The following is a 13,960-nucleotide window of genomic DNA, read 5'->3' on the forward strand; positions in this document are numbered from 1 at the left end:
CTGATAGCTGACGGCTGACGGCTGAATGCTCACTAAAAAACAGTTTAAAACAGCTTTTAGTTGTGCTTAATCACAATTACTAACAGGTATTGTGATTGGTTAGTAATTAGTGGTGATTGGTCTAGTGTGTCAATGCCAGACATGATATCAAGTCCGCTTAATCACGTCTAACATGGTTGATCCGATGCCTGTGAATTTTGAATTTTGAATTTTGAATTTTGAATTTTGAATTGCTAATTGCTTATGGTTAGTTAATTTTCAAGGTTCAATTGACTATAAACCCTGAAGGATAACTATTAAATCGGACATGATCTGAGATAATTATCTGCAATTAAGTTAAACAAACATCATGAAGACACAAATTGCCGCCACAGGATTAGTCTTTTTCTCTTTAATGTTGCCCCTCAAGGCAAATGCTGTCGAGTTGTTTAGCAAGATGTATATCTTTGGAGACAGCCTCTCTGATCAAGGCAATCTGTTTAATGCCACCGCAGAGCAAATTCCCCCCAGTCCACCCTATTTTGAGGGACGTTTTTCCAATGGGCCCAACTGGGTGGATTATCTTGCAGGGGATTTGGAATTAAACCCTACTCTGTTTACCACTCTTGGCTCAGGTGCTATTCCTACTGAAGGCATTAACTTCGCTTTTGGTGGTTCTACTACAGGCACTGAAAACACTGTCGCTCTTACCTTCTCTGGATTGACAGGCTTACCAGGATTGGAACAGCAGATTGATGCCTTTACTGTTCCCCTGATACAAGCCGGTCAGTCTGCTGACCCAGAGGCTCTGTATATAGTGTGGGCTGGTGGTAATGATTATTTACCTACCCAAGGCAGTTTTGAACCATTTACAGATACTGTCACCACCCTGGCAAATTTGTCAGATGCAGTGCAAGACCTGACTAATGTTGGGGCTAAAAATATTATGGTAGTTAACTTGCCAGATTTGGGCAATACGCCCATTGCTCTGGCACTTGATGGACGTGTTCCTGGTACTACCGATGCCCTCAACACCTTGACAGAAGACCATAATTCTGGTTTGTCTGAACTACTCGATCAATTCAGTCAGACTCCCGACTCAGATGTCAATATCATCCCGGTTGATGTTAATTCTACATTTAGGGAAATTCTGGCTCAGCCAACGGAATTTGGTTTGACCAATGTAACTAGTCCTTGTCTGAATATACCAGCACAATTTGTATGTGAGAATCCCGAGGAGTTTTTATTCTGGGACTTACAACATCCAACCACTGGTGTTTATCGCATTATTGCGGATTTAGCCCTGTCAGCATTGAAGGATCCAAATCCAGATCATAACCATCCACACCCAGATCATAACCATTCACACCCAGCTAATGTTCCTGAACCAGCAATGGCTTTAGGTCTATTTGCTTTGGGGGCTTTAGGAATAGGTTCTAAGAGAATAGGGAAGAGGGGATCGGGAATTTAGAATGCGCGAATTTAGAATGCGCGAATCGGGAATCGGGAATCGGGAATCGGGAATCGGGAATTGGGAATCGGGAATCGGGAGTCGGGAGTCGGGAGTCGGGAAAAATCCTGGTAGTGCTATACAATTCCTGACTTTAGCTCCCGAAACCTTGACCAGACCAACGCCTACATCACTACATCTTTACCAGTACCATCAAAAAATCAAAGGAGTTTTTTGCTACTATTGGGAATTAAACAAAATTAAAGCCCAAATATACCCCAAACCGGCTTTATAAGAAGCAAATACGTCTCTATTGTGACTCAACCAGTCAAATGACGAAACCTTTCAGAGGGTCGCCCTTTCCCTAAAGATACTGCTTCAGCTCCTAACCACAATCGTCTGAGTTTTTCATCCATTTATGGCATTAAAGCCTAAAATTTGGTTCTAATATCCTCAATTATTGACATTTTACCCAGAAACAATCACTTCGATTCTATTGTCTCATTTTTAGACCCTTATCAGAAACAAGTTTTTACTAAAATTATAATCATAGCATAACAAGTACGGAAGAGCCACAAATTTTTAGTGAAGTTTTTCCATTAGTCTGATAAACTATCTGTGAAGCCAAATAAATATATCTAGCGGTTTCTACCCTAATCAGGTACACAATATTTTTACCGGTTCCATATTCCATGTTCCATAAAACCAGGTAATATGTACCTCAAAAAAGTGAACAAAGCTAGACACCTAGCAAAAACTAGTTGAAGGCCAAATAATGACTAAGACTGCTGTAACTTGGGTAAAAGAAGCTCAACAACGCCGTCCTGCTGAAGAAATCGTGGAGTTTTGCCAAAAACATCCCATGATTAAACATCCCTATTTTGTGCGGCTTCAACAGGAACCTCCCAATCTAACCGCTTTTTGGTCATACTTTGCCAACTTAAATGAAGTCACTGCCAAGGTTCCTAATTGGTTGGCCAATATTGTGATGCGTGTAGAGGACTTGAGAATCAAAAGTCTGATTGCTGGTGTGCTATATGACGAACTGGGCAGTGGCGATATCAACAAAATACATAGCACCCTGATGGGTAAACTAATTGAAGGACTCGATCCGTGGCGGCCGCAACCAGAAAATTTCGAGCCAGAGTCTCCGGGTAAAACACTAGCCCAGGAAATGGCTAATTTCTTCGCAGGAGAGACTATTGATGTTGCTTGGGCAGTAGGCTCCCTGATTTCTGGTGAAGTATATGCAGAGCAGATGATTTCTTGCCTAGGCAAAGAAGTTCGTCGTCAAAATGAAGTGGATCTGTCTGTTTTTGAGTGGCTTCTTGTCCATGAACAGGTCGAAGGGGATCATGCCGATGCCTCTGATGCTATGTCTAAGATTGTGCCGACATCAGGTCCGGAGTTGGAATCAGTGATGGGAGGGGCCAAGTGGAAGCGTGACACACTTTGGGCATGGCTAGATGGCATCTACCGTGCTGCCTACAACGAACTACCAGAGACATTCGGCAGCTAAACTACTCATTCTCCGAAACAGCTATAGCAATCCTATTTGAGATCCAAACAATCAACACCTACAAGACCTTGGGAACAAAGGACTGTCCGTTGGTAACTAATTAAGGTTTGCTTTTGAGCTTCAATTCAATCCGATCATTAGGACTATGAACAAGCTGGCAACAATTGAACAGCACAAACAACTTGATCAGACATCGGACGAATCTACAGCTCGCATACAGCTAGCAGCAGTGTATAGACTGATAAATTACTACGGCTGGAGCGATCTAACCCTCACCCACGCCCTTCACACGAATACCGGGTTCTGAGTCTGATTTTCTGATTAATCCTTTTGGCCTCACTTTTGATGAAGTCAAAGCATCAAACTTGGCAAGAATAAACCTTGATGGCAAGGTAGTTGGTGACCAAGACGTACCAGTCAATCCAACTGCTGTTGTTATCCATGGTGCGATTCTAGCTGCTAGACCTGATATTAACACTGTGATTCATGCTCACACCCCTTACGCAGTTGCTGTCTCCACCCTTGCCTGTGGGTTGTTACACCTAGATCAAGCTTCAATGGTTTTCTATAACAAAATTGCTTACCATGATAATTATGGGTTAGAAATAAATATCGCACAACAGAAACGTCTGGCAGCGGATCTCGGACCGGAAAAATTATGTATGATCATGCGCAACCATGGCATAGTTGTTTGTGGACGGACTGTTGCTGAAGCATTCTTAAACCTTTATTTTCTGGAGTTTGCTTGTAGAACACAAGTATTGGCTATGTCAACTGGGGCTAAACTGAATCAGCCTTCTGAGGATATTTTGAATTCATTTGCTCAACAAATGGAACAGTTTAAACCAATGAAAAAGGATGGATTTAAGTCAACCCAAATAGCGACTTTCAAGGCTTTAGTGCGTATGATTGAGCGCATCGATCCATCCTATAAGGAGTGATAGCACTACAACAGACAATAAGAAACTTCTTTCATCTTAGACTCAAGATCAAGGGCAATTGTGGTCAACATTTGTGCTGGTGTCAGCCCTGAGAGACTCGTGAGAAAGGGCAAACCAAAACACGTACTGATTCTCGGCGCTGGCATAGCCGGACTGGTATCGGCCTACGAACTGATGCGAGCGGGTCACAATGTAACAGTGTTGGAAGCCCGTCTCCGACCAGGTGGGCGCATTCTAACGTTGCGGGAACCCTTTGCCGATGGGCTTTATGTGGAAGCTGGGGCGGCTCGCATCCCCGAAAATCACCACTGGACTCTCAAATACTTAGACCATTTCGGTCTGCAAGTGGCACCCTTTTATCCAGACAAACTGGATTTTGTCCATTACTTGCAGGGTAAGCGGCTTAGGGTCAAGAGTGGTACAGAGGTCAAGTTGGGTCAATATCCTCTTGATCTTACTCCCGCAGAAAGGGAAATGAGATTAGAGGAAATAGTAAAAAAGGTTTGTAGACCGCTTTTTACAGAACTCGGCGATCCTACCTCCCTTGAGTGGCCTCCCGAACCTTTAAGGAAGTACGACCAGCTCACAGTAAGAGAGTTTATCGATAGTCAGGGTATCTCCCCCCAGATTGCTAGGATGTTCGGGTTCGGTTACCTGGATTTTGCCAAAAACAATGTTTCTGTACTTGAGATCTTGCGTTTGATGGCTCTCGGAGTCAGTGAAAAGCAGATGTTAAAGATTGTCGGAGGGGCAGATCAACTAACAAATGCTTTTGCAAACCATTTGAAAGATAAGATCCACTACGGAGCAGAAGTTGTGGAAATCGAAAGCGATCGCTCTCAAGTCCGTGTCGCCTATGTTCAAGGAGGAGTGACCCAGACCATGGCAGCAGAATACCTGATTTGTACCCTTCCCTTCAGCGTCCTGCGCCACCTAAAAATTACTCCATCCTTATCGGAGAAAAAAAACCGGGCAATTCAGGAAATATCTTATCTTTCCTTGTCCCGTATCTTCTTGCAAGTCAGGAAACGTTACTGGTTAGACCAGGGGTTGAACGGTTTTGGTTTAGCAGACTATCCCACTGAACTCTGGCACTCCAGTTTCGATCTACCCCAACAAAGGGCTATATTGGTTTCCTATATGAAGGGAGAGCGATCGCAGAGTCTGGCCACCATGAGTGAAGCAGAACGAATAGAATATGCGATCGCCCAATTAGAACCCATGCTTCCTGGTCTAGAGGAGTATATTGAAGGTGGTCTATCCGTATGCTGGGATGAAGATAATTGGGCAAAAGGTGGACATGTTCTGTTGAGTGCTGGACAAGTAACTGGACTACTGCCACATACTGCTAATCCTGAAGGGCGCATACATTTTGCGGGCGAACATACCTCCCCTTGGCACGGCTGGAAGGTGCCTTAGAATCAGGCTATCGTGCCGCAATCGAGATTAACAACATTTTTTAGCAGCAACTAGCTAGCACAACTTATTTCTTCTTTCAAGCAAGCCATAACTAGTAAAAATTATGTCAATAAAAACCAAAATATTAAAGTTTGTTAAAATCTATCAATCTCATTTAACTTTAAGACAAAAAACTATAGTAATAATCGCACTCATAGTGTGGAGTATTTGGCTGAATACCCTTGGTATACAAGAGGCAATAGCATATTGTTACAATCATTGGGAGATTGCTTTAACAATGATGTTTGGCTCTATAATTGCTGGAGGAACAAGTATTGGTGGAGGAGCAGTCGCTTTTCCTGTATTTACTAAATTGCTAAATGTTTCACCTCATGATGCTAAGGTATTTTCCCTAGCAATTCAAAGTGTTGGTATGAGTGCCGCCTCAGTAGCAATTTGGGTGACAAGAATTAGGGTGGAGTGGCGGACGATCATTTGGGCTAGCATTGGAGGAGCATTTGGTATTTGGATTGGATTAGCTTTTTTTTCTCATTTTTTTCCCCCAGATATGATCAAGATGTCTTTTACCATGATGATCGCTAGTTTACCCTTTAGTTTAATCATGTCAGGAAAGAAAAGACAATACTATTTACAAGTCAATAATTGGAGTTTTATAGAACGAGTAATATTCTTTTTTACTGGGCTATTGGGAGGAATAATGAGTTCTTTAGTCGGCAATGGAATTGACATTTTAACATTTTCTGTAATGGTACTTTTATTTCGTATCAGTGAGAAAGTTGCCACTCCTACCTCGGTTGTTTTGATGGCTATAAATGCTGTAATAGGATTTACTTTACAAGTGTTTTTTATCAAAGATTTTACTGATCCGGCGCTTAGTTATTGGCTAGCTGCAGTTCCTGTAGTTGTTATCGGTGCTCCTTTAGGAGCTATGTTTTGCAGCCTATTACGTCGCCAAACTATTGTCAATATTCTTATTGGTCTAATCTTGATTGAGTTGCTCACTTCTTTCCTCATAATTCCCTTGAAAGTCACAACTATTTCTGTGAGCTTAATAATATTTATCTTGTTCTCTTTGCTCAATTACTGGATGTATTACACTGATATTTATGCAATAAAATCTATAAAAAAAGGTACAGTTGACTAATGATTCAAGTCAATAGTAATACTCCGATAATAAATAATCTTAAATTAGACAGTAATGTGGGCGAAGAACTTTTCGATCAGTACGATACATTTGGGATATATCGTGCAGTGCAATTAGCTACCAGGAGAACCCCTTGGTGGAATTTATTCGTAGCCAAACTAATAGATTGGACTATCTTTAGAGTAGCATTATTACCTTTACCACTTGCGCTAGTATCAAGCGTTTTTTTGGTAATTTCGGGGGGTTCAGTTTTGCTTAAATGGATGGTAGGTGTATTTTGGCTCTGGATTGGACTATTTATAATCGACCAATTTCGACTTTTGAGCCTAAACAAGAAGTTATCTATAGAACCCGCACTTAAGTGCTCAGAGCAACGAAGGTCGGTTATAGTCATAGGTGCAGGACCGATAGGTATTGCAGTGGTAAAAGAATGTATCGAGCAAGGGCTAGAGGTTCAATGCTTTGAACAGAAGGACAACATAGGTGGTGTGTTTCGGCCTAATAGAGAATTCCCTGGAGGTTGCTGGCCTACGGTACGACTGACCTCTTCGCCCTGGATAACTGCTTACTCCGACTTTCCACCAAAAAGCTCATCATCTGAACACTACACATTACAGGAATACTTAGAATATCTAGCCAACTACGTGGAGCATTTTAGATTTTGGAACCACTTGCATTTTCGACAGACAGTAACTGATGTGAAACCCAAGGAAAAGGGAGGTTGGATAGTAACCACAGTCGATCAAGTTTCAGGTGAAACAGTTCCTCATCACTGCGATCGCGTGGCCATTTGTACTGGACTCAATCTTATCCCTAAACCTATCCAGTTGCCAGGTCTCGATAGCTTTACTGGAGAAGTGCGTCATTCAGCTATGTATAAAGGAGTCGAGGGTTTAAGAGGGAAACATGTTGTTATTGTTGGTGCTGGAGAGTCTGGCGTTGATATTGCCGCAGAAGTTTCCTATGTTGCTGAAAATACATACTTAAGTATTCGGAAAGGTAAGTTTATTATCCCGCGCATCAATCCTCTCACTGGCATGGCGAATGACTACGACACTAACCGCATCCGAAACGCCCCACCAATCATTTTACAAAACTGGTTGATGACCTTAAAACGTCGTCTTTGTTTTCATACTGGAGACCACACGCCAGAATCTGCTTTCCGAACCCAGCTTCTAAAAAACTCAGATGTTGGTCCGATGTCCCAAGCCGTAACCAAATCTGATGACTTCATTCACCGTGTGATAGAAGGCAAGCTCAATCTACGTAGGGACTTAGTTGGATTTGATGGAGATGAAGTAATTTTCTCTGATGGCATTCGCCATCGTGCTGATGTAGTAATCTTCGCTCATGGTTATTTCCCTTCGTTCCCATTTCTTAAGTATCCTAAAGATGTGCAAGCTCTCCATCCAGCCAATATGTATCTGAATATGTTCCATCCTGAAATAGGAGATTCTCTAGCCTTTTGTGGATTTGCACGTCCAAAAATCGGAGCTATTCCTCCTACTGGAGAGCTACAAGCTCGCCTATTTGCTCTAGTTGCAGCCGGAAAACGCTTACTGCCAGATGCAAGATTTATGGAACGAGATATCATCCAAACACGAAAATAAAATGCCCTGAGTTTTCCAACTCAGCCGCAGCCTAATGTACTCATAAACTGGATTTCCTATATGGATAAAGTAGCAAATTTGATCGGCTCTCGCCCCAACCCCCTATACCTTTTAAAGAAACCTCGACTTTTATGGAAGTTTTGTTCTGGCCCAGTAACAGGAGCACATTATCGCTTGACTGGACCTGGTGCTTCTCAAACATCATTGGAAACGATAATGAAGCTTCCGCGAATGCATCAAATTAATGAAATAATAACTTACATTGGGCTTCATTTCTGGTTATGGCCACTCCAAATTATCAATCCTAATTCTATAGCGGTTTGCGCTTAAATAGAGTATAATATAATAACTATTATAAAACTCCAATTATGAAAGCCTATTCTGTTGATATAAGAACGAAAATTATCACAGCTTATCTAGACTGTGAAGGCTCAATGACCCGTTTAGCTAAAAGGGTTAAAGTGAGTCGCAATTTTGTATTTAGAATTATTAAAAAATTCAAAGAAACTGGAAATATATCACCGGGCAAACAAGGGAATAACCGAGCATCTAAATTAGAACCATTCACGGAATTTATCAAATCTATGTTGTCAGATCATCCATCATTAACTCTCTCGGAAATGGTGGAAATACTTGAAAAAGATAAACAAATTACTGTACACATAACCACCTTGAGTAGATTCCTGAAAAAACTCAACATAACACGAAAAAAAAAGTTTATATGCCAGTCAAGCTAAAACGGAAAGAGTAGCTAATTTAAGACTTTTATATTGGCAAACAGTTACTAGTTTTTTAGTCAAAAACCTAGTAGTTTTGGATGAAACGGGGTTTAATTTAGGGAAAAAGCGCATTTATGGTCGTTCTCAAAAAGGAACCAGAGTTGTCGATTATCGCCCTTATTATAGAGGAGAAAATCTCACAATAGTTAGTGCTATTTGCTCCCAAGGTATATTAGGAACTATGACCTTAAATGGCTCGATTAATACTCAAATTTTTATGACTTATATAAAAGATATTTTAGCCCCATCCTTATGGCCTGGTGCCGTGGTAATTATGGATAATTTATCTAGCCATAAAAGTCAAAAAGTTATAGAAATATTATCAGAAGTTGGAGCTAAAGTTTTAGTTTTACCTCCCTATTCTCCTGATTTTAATCCCATTGAGAAATTCTGGTTTATTTTGAAAGAATATTTACGTTCATTAGTAACTATGACCAGAGATGAGTTAGAAAAAGGTCTAGTTGATTGTTGTGATTCTTTGACTAAAGAACAAATAACAAAATTGTTTTCTTATTGCTGCTATTGTAACTAATATAAGCGCAAACCGCTATAAGTGGCATAAGTCAAATACTATTTGGTAATGCTCTACAGTTGTATACCAAAGGGAACAGCGGATCTGGGAACAGGGAACAGGGAGTAGGGAGTAGGGAGTAGGGAGTAGCGATGCAGCGCGGTCTTGGGGAGGCAGCGCGGTCTTGGGGGTCTCCCCCATGAGCGACTGCCGTGGTTTCCCCCATGAGCGACTGCATCAAGACGGGAGTAGGGAAAAGGGAAAAAAAATTATCACAATTCCTACACGGATTGGTATAGTTATTAGAAAAGGCAATACTTGCCAACTTGTTGATAAAAATTTTGGGGTATTATAGGTTTTTATAGCGTTTATAGTACTCATGAGGTACAGTCTTCTTTGACGTTGATTCCCTGTTAGGTGCGCTTTCCGCATTAAGAATTAAATTCGCTACGGGTCGCACCTCTTAATGCAGCGCATCGCTATTCCCTCTTATCTGTTCCCTGTTCCCTGTTCCCTAAAATCTAGAAATTGTGTACCTCACAAGTCGTAGAATTGCTATATTACAAATGGCAATAAAATTATTACTACCTCTGGTGGCGGCATGTTGGTTTCAAACCATCCTGATTTTGTCAGCAAAGCTCTATTACCTGCTCCGAAGCTCCCTCTAGATACCGTTTTAAATTAGATCATGAAACCCAATTCTGAGTTATCATAACATCAAAAATCCTAGGTTTTCTTTCCTACTATTCCCGACTCCCGACTCCCGACTCCCGACTCCCGACTCCCGACTCCCGACTCCCGACTCCCGACTCCCGACTCCCGACTCCCTGTTCCCTTTTCCCAACAATGACTAACAATTACAACCAACTGTTCAAAACCATAGAAGAGTTAGTTATGCACCATTCCCCTAGTGGTGCAGAAGGGGAAATTGACCAATTGTTACTGCATCGGTTTCAAGCTTTAGGGGTGGAAACTTGGCAGGATCGGGCGGGAAATGTCATTGCTAAAATCCCTGGTAAGGATGCTGGTGCTAGTCCCATTGCGATTACTGCTCATAAAGATGAAATTGGTGGCATTGTTAAACGGATCGGTGACGCAGGACGGGTGGAAGTGCGCCGCTTGGGGGGTTCTTTTCCTTGGGTTTATGGTGAGGGTGTGGTGGATCTGTTGGGGGATAACTATACCATTAGCGGTATTCTTTCCTTTGGCTCACGTCATGTTTCCCATGAATCTCCCCAAAAAGCGTTGCAGCATGATACTCCTCTACGTTGGGAAGATGCCTGGATTGAAACCAAATGTAGTACTACAGAATTGGCAGAGGCTGGGGTGCGTCCAGGCAGTCGTATGGTGGTTGGTAAACATCGTAAGAGACCTGTGCGGCTTAAGGATTATATTGCTAGCTATACCCTGGATAATAAGGCATCGGTGGCGATTTTGCTAACGTTAGCCCAACGGTTGAAAACTCCAGCAGTTGATACGTATTTGGTGGCATCAGCAAAGGAGGAAGTAGGGGCAATTGGGGCTTTGTATTTTACCCAGAATAAATCTCTAGATGCTTTGATTGCTCTGGAAATTTGTCCCTTGTCTGGGGAGTACCCTATCGAAGATGGACCAGCACCAGTATTGCTCTCTCAAGATAATTATGGCATCTACGATGAAGGGTTAAATCGGGAATTGGGAGAAGCGGCAGAACGTTGTGAAGTCCCGATTCAGTTGGCGGTTATTGATGGTTTTGGCTCTGATGCTTCCATCGCCATGAAGTTTGGTCATGTTGCTCGTGCTGCTTGCTTGAGTTTTCCTACCCAAAATACCCATGGTTATGAAATTGCTCATTTGGGTGCGATCGCAAATTGTATCGATATTCTTGAAAGCTATAGTTCTTCAGTGATCAAGAATTAAGAATTAATTTTTAATTTTTAATTTTTAATTTTTAAAGAAGAGCGATATATCCCTATTTCTGCTTGATGTATTCTTTGGAAAGCAGCTTGGGAAAGAGCATCGCCGAAACTATCATTCAAAGGAAAAAGACCTTTAACCACTGACTTACCTAAAGAATAGGCTAATTTACATAATTCACAAAGAAGCACTGTCAAGATTTCTGGCTCTCCATGAAGATAACCAATATAAAACTCTTCCTCTGAAAGTTCCGAGTAACTTTGAATAGCTATACCACGTAATCTTTCATTTTCTCTTAATCCGAAAACTTTTCCCCCAAGCAGACATTCTTTTAATAAATCAGGATTAATCCTTTGACATGTAGTAATTAATTTTGTGTAAAATGTTTGTTTTTTGATATAATAAACTTTTTCTAATCATTAAAGACCAAATTTAATCAAAGTCTTTCAGGTCTAATTGAATTAATTGGTTGGTTGGTGAAGCAATAGTATCAGCTTTATAAAGACTATAACTATCTATTTTTTGATCTCCTCGGCGAGAGATAATTTTCAACATTAGTTCATTGTCAGACAAGACACAGTAACGTAATATAGGAACATTTAGTTGAGATAAATACTTATAGCGTTTATCATAGCTATGAGGTACACATTATTGTTTCCCTCTTCCCTCTTCCCTCTTCCCTCTTCCCTCTTCCCTCTTCCCTCTTCATTCTTCCCTGCTCCCTGCTCCCTGCTCCGAAGTCCCTAAAAACCAGAGATTTGTACCTCATGGGTATAAGACTTGCTATAATAAATATCACAAAATAATCGGCTCTATTTCCTACTATTCCCGATTCCCGATTCCCGATTCCCAATTCCCGATTCCCAATTCCCGATTCCCGATTCCCGATTCCCGATTCCCGATTCCCGATTCCCGATTTATATCAATTCTAGTTTTACATCTCAAATTAAAATGCTATATTACTCCAATGTCTTCAATAAAAAATCGAAAATCCAAAATAAAACCGTTGTATAAGTGGCGGTTTTATTATCTTTATGATTTGCTACGAGAGCTAGTTAATCGGGAGATGAAGCTACTCTACAAACGGTCAGCTTTAGGAGTAGCTTGGATGCTGCTTAATCCACTACTTCAGTTAGCTGTTTTTACCTTTGTTTTCAGTTTTGTATTGTCGGTTGATATTCCTCAATATACTTCATTTGCATTTTCTGGTTTGTTGGTATGGACATGGTTTAACAGCTCTCTTTTTCAAGCAACTGGCGTGATTATTCATAATCGCCCCCTGATCCGACAACCGGGTTTTCCAAACGCTATTTTACCGGTGGTGACGGTAACAACAGGTCTGATTCATTTTATTCTAGCCCTGCCAGTATTAGTTATCTTTCTGTTAATCGATGGTGTTCAGCTACAGCCAGTAGTTATACTGTTACCAATCCTACAAGCTCTCCAGTTTGCCGTTACCATTAGTTTAGCCTATCTACTAGCTGGTTTTAATGTAACGTTTCGCGACACGCAGCATACTATCGGTGTACTTTTACAGCTGCTTTTTTATGTGACACCGATTTTTTATGATATTACTAATGTGCCGAAAAATTATCAGTTTTTGTATTACCTTAACCCGATGGTGCATCTGGTTAATGCCTATCGCACTGTACTAATTAAAGGCACAGCACCGGATTGGCTAGCTCTGCTAGTTATGGCTTTGGTCACGTCAGTATGTTTACCTATCGGTCTTCAAATTTTCCGGTGGCAGAGCGATCGCTTTGTGGAGGAATTATAGATGGTTGATGCAATTATTGTTAAAGGACTCGGTAAACGCTTTAACAACTATCATCCTGACCGACCGTTTACCATTATGGAGGCGGCGCTGTCGGGTTTTCGGCATATTATGGCAGCGGAAAGGTTTTGGGCGTTGCAGAATATTACCTTCACCGTTTCTCCAGGCCAGATGCTGGGGATTCTCGGTCACAATGGGGCTGGTAAATCAACCCTGTTGCGCTTGATTGGTGGGGTTGGAAAACCGGATAAAGGGAAGGTTACGGTTAATGGCTCCATTGGAGCGCTGCTGGATTTGGGAGCTGGTTTCCATCCAGATTTGACTGGGCGAGAAAACGCTTTTGTTAGTGGTGTGGTAGCAGGTCTTACTCGTGAAGAGATGGGGCGACGTTTTGATGAAATTGTGACCTTTGCTGAACTTGAGCCGTTTATCGATAATCCAGTGCGCACTTATAGTACAGGGATGCAGATGCGGCTGGCGTTTTCGGTGGCTGTACACACAGACCCAGATGTGATGCTAGTTGATGAGTTTCTGTCCGTTGGGGATTTGAGATTTCAGGCTAAGTGCTTGGAACGAATTGCGCAGTTGAAAGAGTCTGGCTGTGCTATTGTCCTAATTTCTCACAGTAGCGAACAAATTGAGCAACTTTGCGATCGCGCTTTGTGGCTACAACAAGGACAAATCATGGCTTACGGTGAGCCAAAAGTGGTAGTAGCACAGTATGTCAATCAAATGCGATCGCAAACCCAGCAACGCACTCCCAACGGATCCTCCCAAGTGACTAGGTCTGGTGTACAACTGCGAATGAATCAAAACCGCTTTGGCTCTCTAGAAGTAGAAATTACCGATGTGTTGCTGTTACCTAGCTTAGAGATTAATAGTGGTGATTCCTTAGCCATTGACATTGAGTACTTTTCACCTCAAGCAATTGATGGACT

At 41.6% G+C, this 13,960-nt stretch carries 14 protein-coding genes and 2 pseudogenes; 11 read left to right on the forward strand and 5 right to left on the reverse strand.

Translation table 11 applies throughout. From position 1 onward, the window contains the following. Positions 1-349 precede the first annotated feature (349 nt). The gene (locus tag F6K57_RS28840) at positions 350-1,450 is read left to right on the forward strand and encodes an SGNH/GDSL hydrolase family protein (RefSeq protein ID WP_075896607.1); all 1,101 of its coding nucleotides are present in this window, start codon (positions 350-352) and stop codon (positions 1,448-1,450) included. Here F6K57_RS28840 and F6K57_RS28845 read toward each other — a convergent pair. Beyond that, positions 1,416-1,574, reverse strand: coding sequence for a hypothetical protein (locus F6K57_RS28845; RefSeq protein ID WP_293071743.1), 159 nt, complete (start codon positions 1,572-1,574; stop codon positions 1,416-1,418). The two genes, F6K57_RS28840 and F6K57_RS28845, sit on opposite strands and share 35 nt — an antisense overlap. 630 nt (positions 1,575-2,204) lie before the next feature. Here F6K57_RS28845 and F6K57_RS28850 point away from each other — a divergent pair. From F6K57_RS28850 to F6K57_RS28880, 7 genes and pseudogenes are all read left to right on the forward strand, one after another. Continuing rightward, complete coding sequence (locus F6K57_RS28850; RefSeq protein ID WP_075896603.1) at positions 2,205-2,948, forward strand: iron-containing redox enzyme family protein; 744 nt, start codon at positions 2,205-2,207, stop codon at positions 2,946-2,948. 293 nt (positions 2,949-3,241) lie between these two features. Then, the gene (locus tag F6K57_RS28855) at positions 3,242-3,889 is read left to right on the forward strand and encodes a class II aldolase/adducin family protein (RefSeq protein ID WP_081431058.1); all 648 of its coding nucleotides are present in this window, start codon (positions 3,242-3,244) and stop codon (positions 3,887-3,889) included. A gap of 60 nt (positions 3,890-3,949) precedes the next feature. Then, complete coding sequence (locus tag F6K57_RS28860) at positions 3,950-5,308, forward strand: FAD-dependent oxidoreductase (protein WP_158069400.1); 1,359 nt, start codon at positions 3,950-3,952, stop codon at positions 5,306-5,308. 103 nt (positions 5,309-5,411) lie between these two features. Then, positions 5,412-6,452, forward strand: coding sequence for a sulfite exporter TauE/SafE family protein (locus F6K57_RS28865; protein ID WP_293067423.1), 1,041 nt, complete (start codon positions 5,412-5,414; stop codon positions 6,450-6,452). Positions 6,453-6,715: 263 nt separating this feature from the next. Continuing rightward, positions 6,716-8,392, forward strand: a pseudogene (locus F6K57_RS28870) (NAD(P)-binding domain-containing protein). A gap of 38 nt (positions 8,393-8,430) precedes the next feature. Further along, on the forward strand, positions 8,431-8,799 hold the full coding sequence (locus tag F6K57_RS28875; RefSeq protein ID WP_293071744.1) for an IS630 transposase-related protein: 369 nt from the start codon (positions 8,431-8,433) through the stop codon (positions 8,797-8,799). 73 nt (positions 8,800-8,872) lie between these two features. Further along, a pseudogene (locus F6K57_RS28880) lies at positions 8,873-9,373 on the forward strand (IS630 family transposase); the annotation flags it as partial. 31 nt (positions 9,374-9,404) lie between these two features. Here F6K57_RS28880 and F6K57_RS28885 read toward each other — a convergent pair. Beyond that, positions 9,405-9,677 carry a hypothetical protein gene (locus tag F6K57_RS28885; RefSeq protein ID WP_293071745.1) on the reverse strand — a complete coding sequence of 91 codons (273 nt, stop codon included), beginning with the start codon at positions 9,675-9,677 and terminating at the stop codon, positions 9,405-9,407. 521 nt (positions 9,678-10,198) lie between these two features. Here F6K57_RS28885 and F6K57_RS28890 point away from each other — a divergent pair. Further along, positions 10,199-11,251, forward strand: coding sequence for a peptidase M42 (locus F6K57_RS28890; protein WP_075896591.1), 1,053 nt, complete (start codon positions 10,199-10,201; stop codon positions 11,249-11,251). A 17-nt stretch (positions 11,252-11,268) separates the two neighbouring features. Here F6K57_RS28890 and F6K57_RS28895 read toward each other — a convergent pair whose 3' ends face one another. The 3 genes from F6K57_RS28895 to F6K57_RS28905 all read right to left on the reverse strand — a co-directional run bounded on the left by F6K57_RS28895 (position 11,269) and on the right by F6K57_RS28905 (position 12,193). Further along, positions 11,269-11,445 (reverse strand): hypothetical protein, encoded by a 177-nt coding sequence (locus F6K57_RS28895; protein WP_158069396.1) that lies wholly within the window; start codon positions 11,443-11,445, stop codon positions 11,269-11,271. Between the two features lie 235 nt (positions 11,446-11,680). Then, positions 11,681-11,821, reverse strand: coding sequence for a hypothetical protein (locus F6K57_RS28900; RefSeq protein WP_158069395.1), 141 nt, complete (start codon positions 11,819-11,821; stop codon positions 11,681-11,683). A gap of 249 nt (positions 11,822-12,070) precedes the next feature. Continuing rightward, positions 12,071-12,193 (reverse strand): hypothetical protein, encoded by a 123-nt coding sequence (locus F6K57_RS28905; protein ID WP_293071746.1) that lies wholly within the window; start codon positions 12,191-12,193, stop codon positions 12,071-12,073. Positions 12,194-12,254: 61 nt separating this feature from the next. Between F6K57_RS28905 and F6K57_RS28910 the strand changes: the two genes are divergently transcribed. Then, complete coding sequence (locus tag F6K57_RS28910; protein WP_293071747.1) at positions 12,255-13,025, forward strand: ABC transporter permease; 771 nt, start codon at positions 12,255-12,257, stop codon at positions 13,023-13,025. Continuing rightward, positions 13,026-13,960 (forward strand): polysaccharide ABC transporter ATP-binding protein (locus tag F6K57_RS28915; protein WP_293071748.1); only part of this gene is annotated, 935 nt, incomplete at its 3' end.

It is taken from the genome of Moorena sp. SIO4A5 (assembly GCF_010672005.1).
Classification (GTDB): Bacteria; Cyanobacteriota; Cyanobacteriia; order Cyanobacteriales; family Coleofasciculaceae; genus Moorena.

Coding starts and splice junctions, on each gene's coding strand:
- F6K57_RS28865 (WP_293067423.1), top strand. CDS start 5,412: ATGTCAATAAAAACCAAAATATTAAAGTTTGTTAAAATCTATCAATCT.
- F6K57_RS28890 (WP_075896591.1), top strand. CDS start 10,199: ATGACTAACAATTACAACCAACTGTTCAAAACCATAGAAGAGTTAGTT.
- F6K57_RS28840 (WP_075896607.1), top strand. CDS start 350: ATGAAGACACAAATTGCCGCCACAGGATTAGTCTTTTTCTCTTTAATG.
- F6K57_RS28850 (WP_075896603.1), top strand. CDS start 2,205: ATGACTAAGACTGCTGTAACTTGGGTAAAAGAAGCTCAACAACGCCGT.
- F6K57_RS28875 (WP_293071744.1), top strand. CDS start 8,431: ATGAAAGCCTATTCTGTTGATATAAGAACGAAAATTATCACAGCTTAT.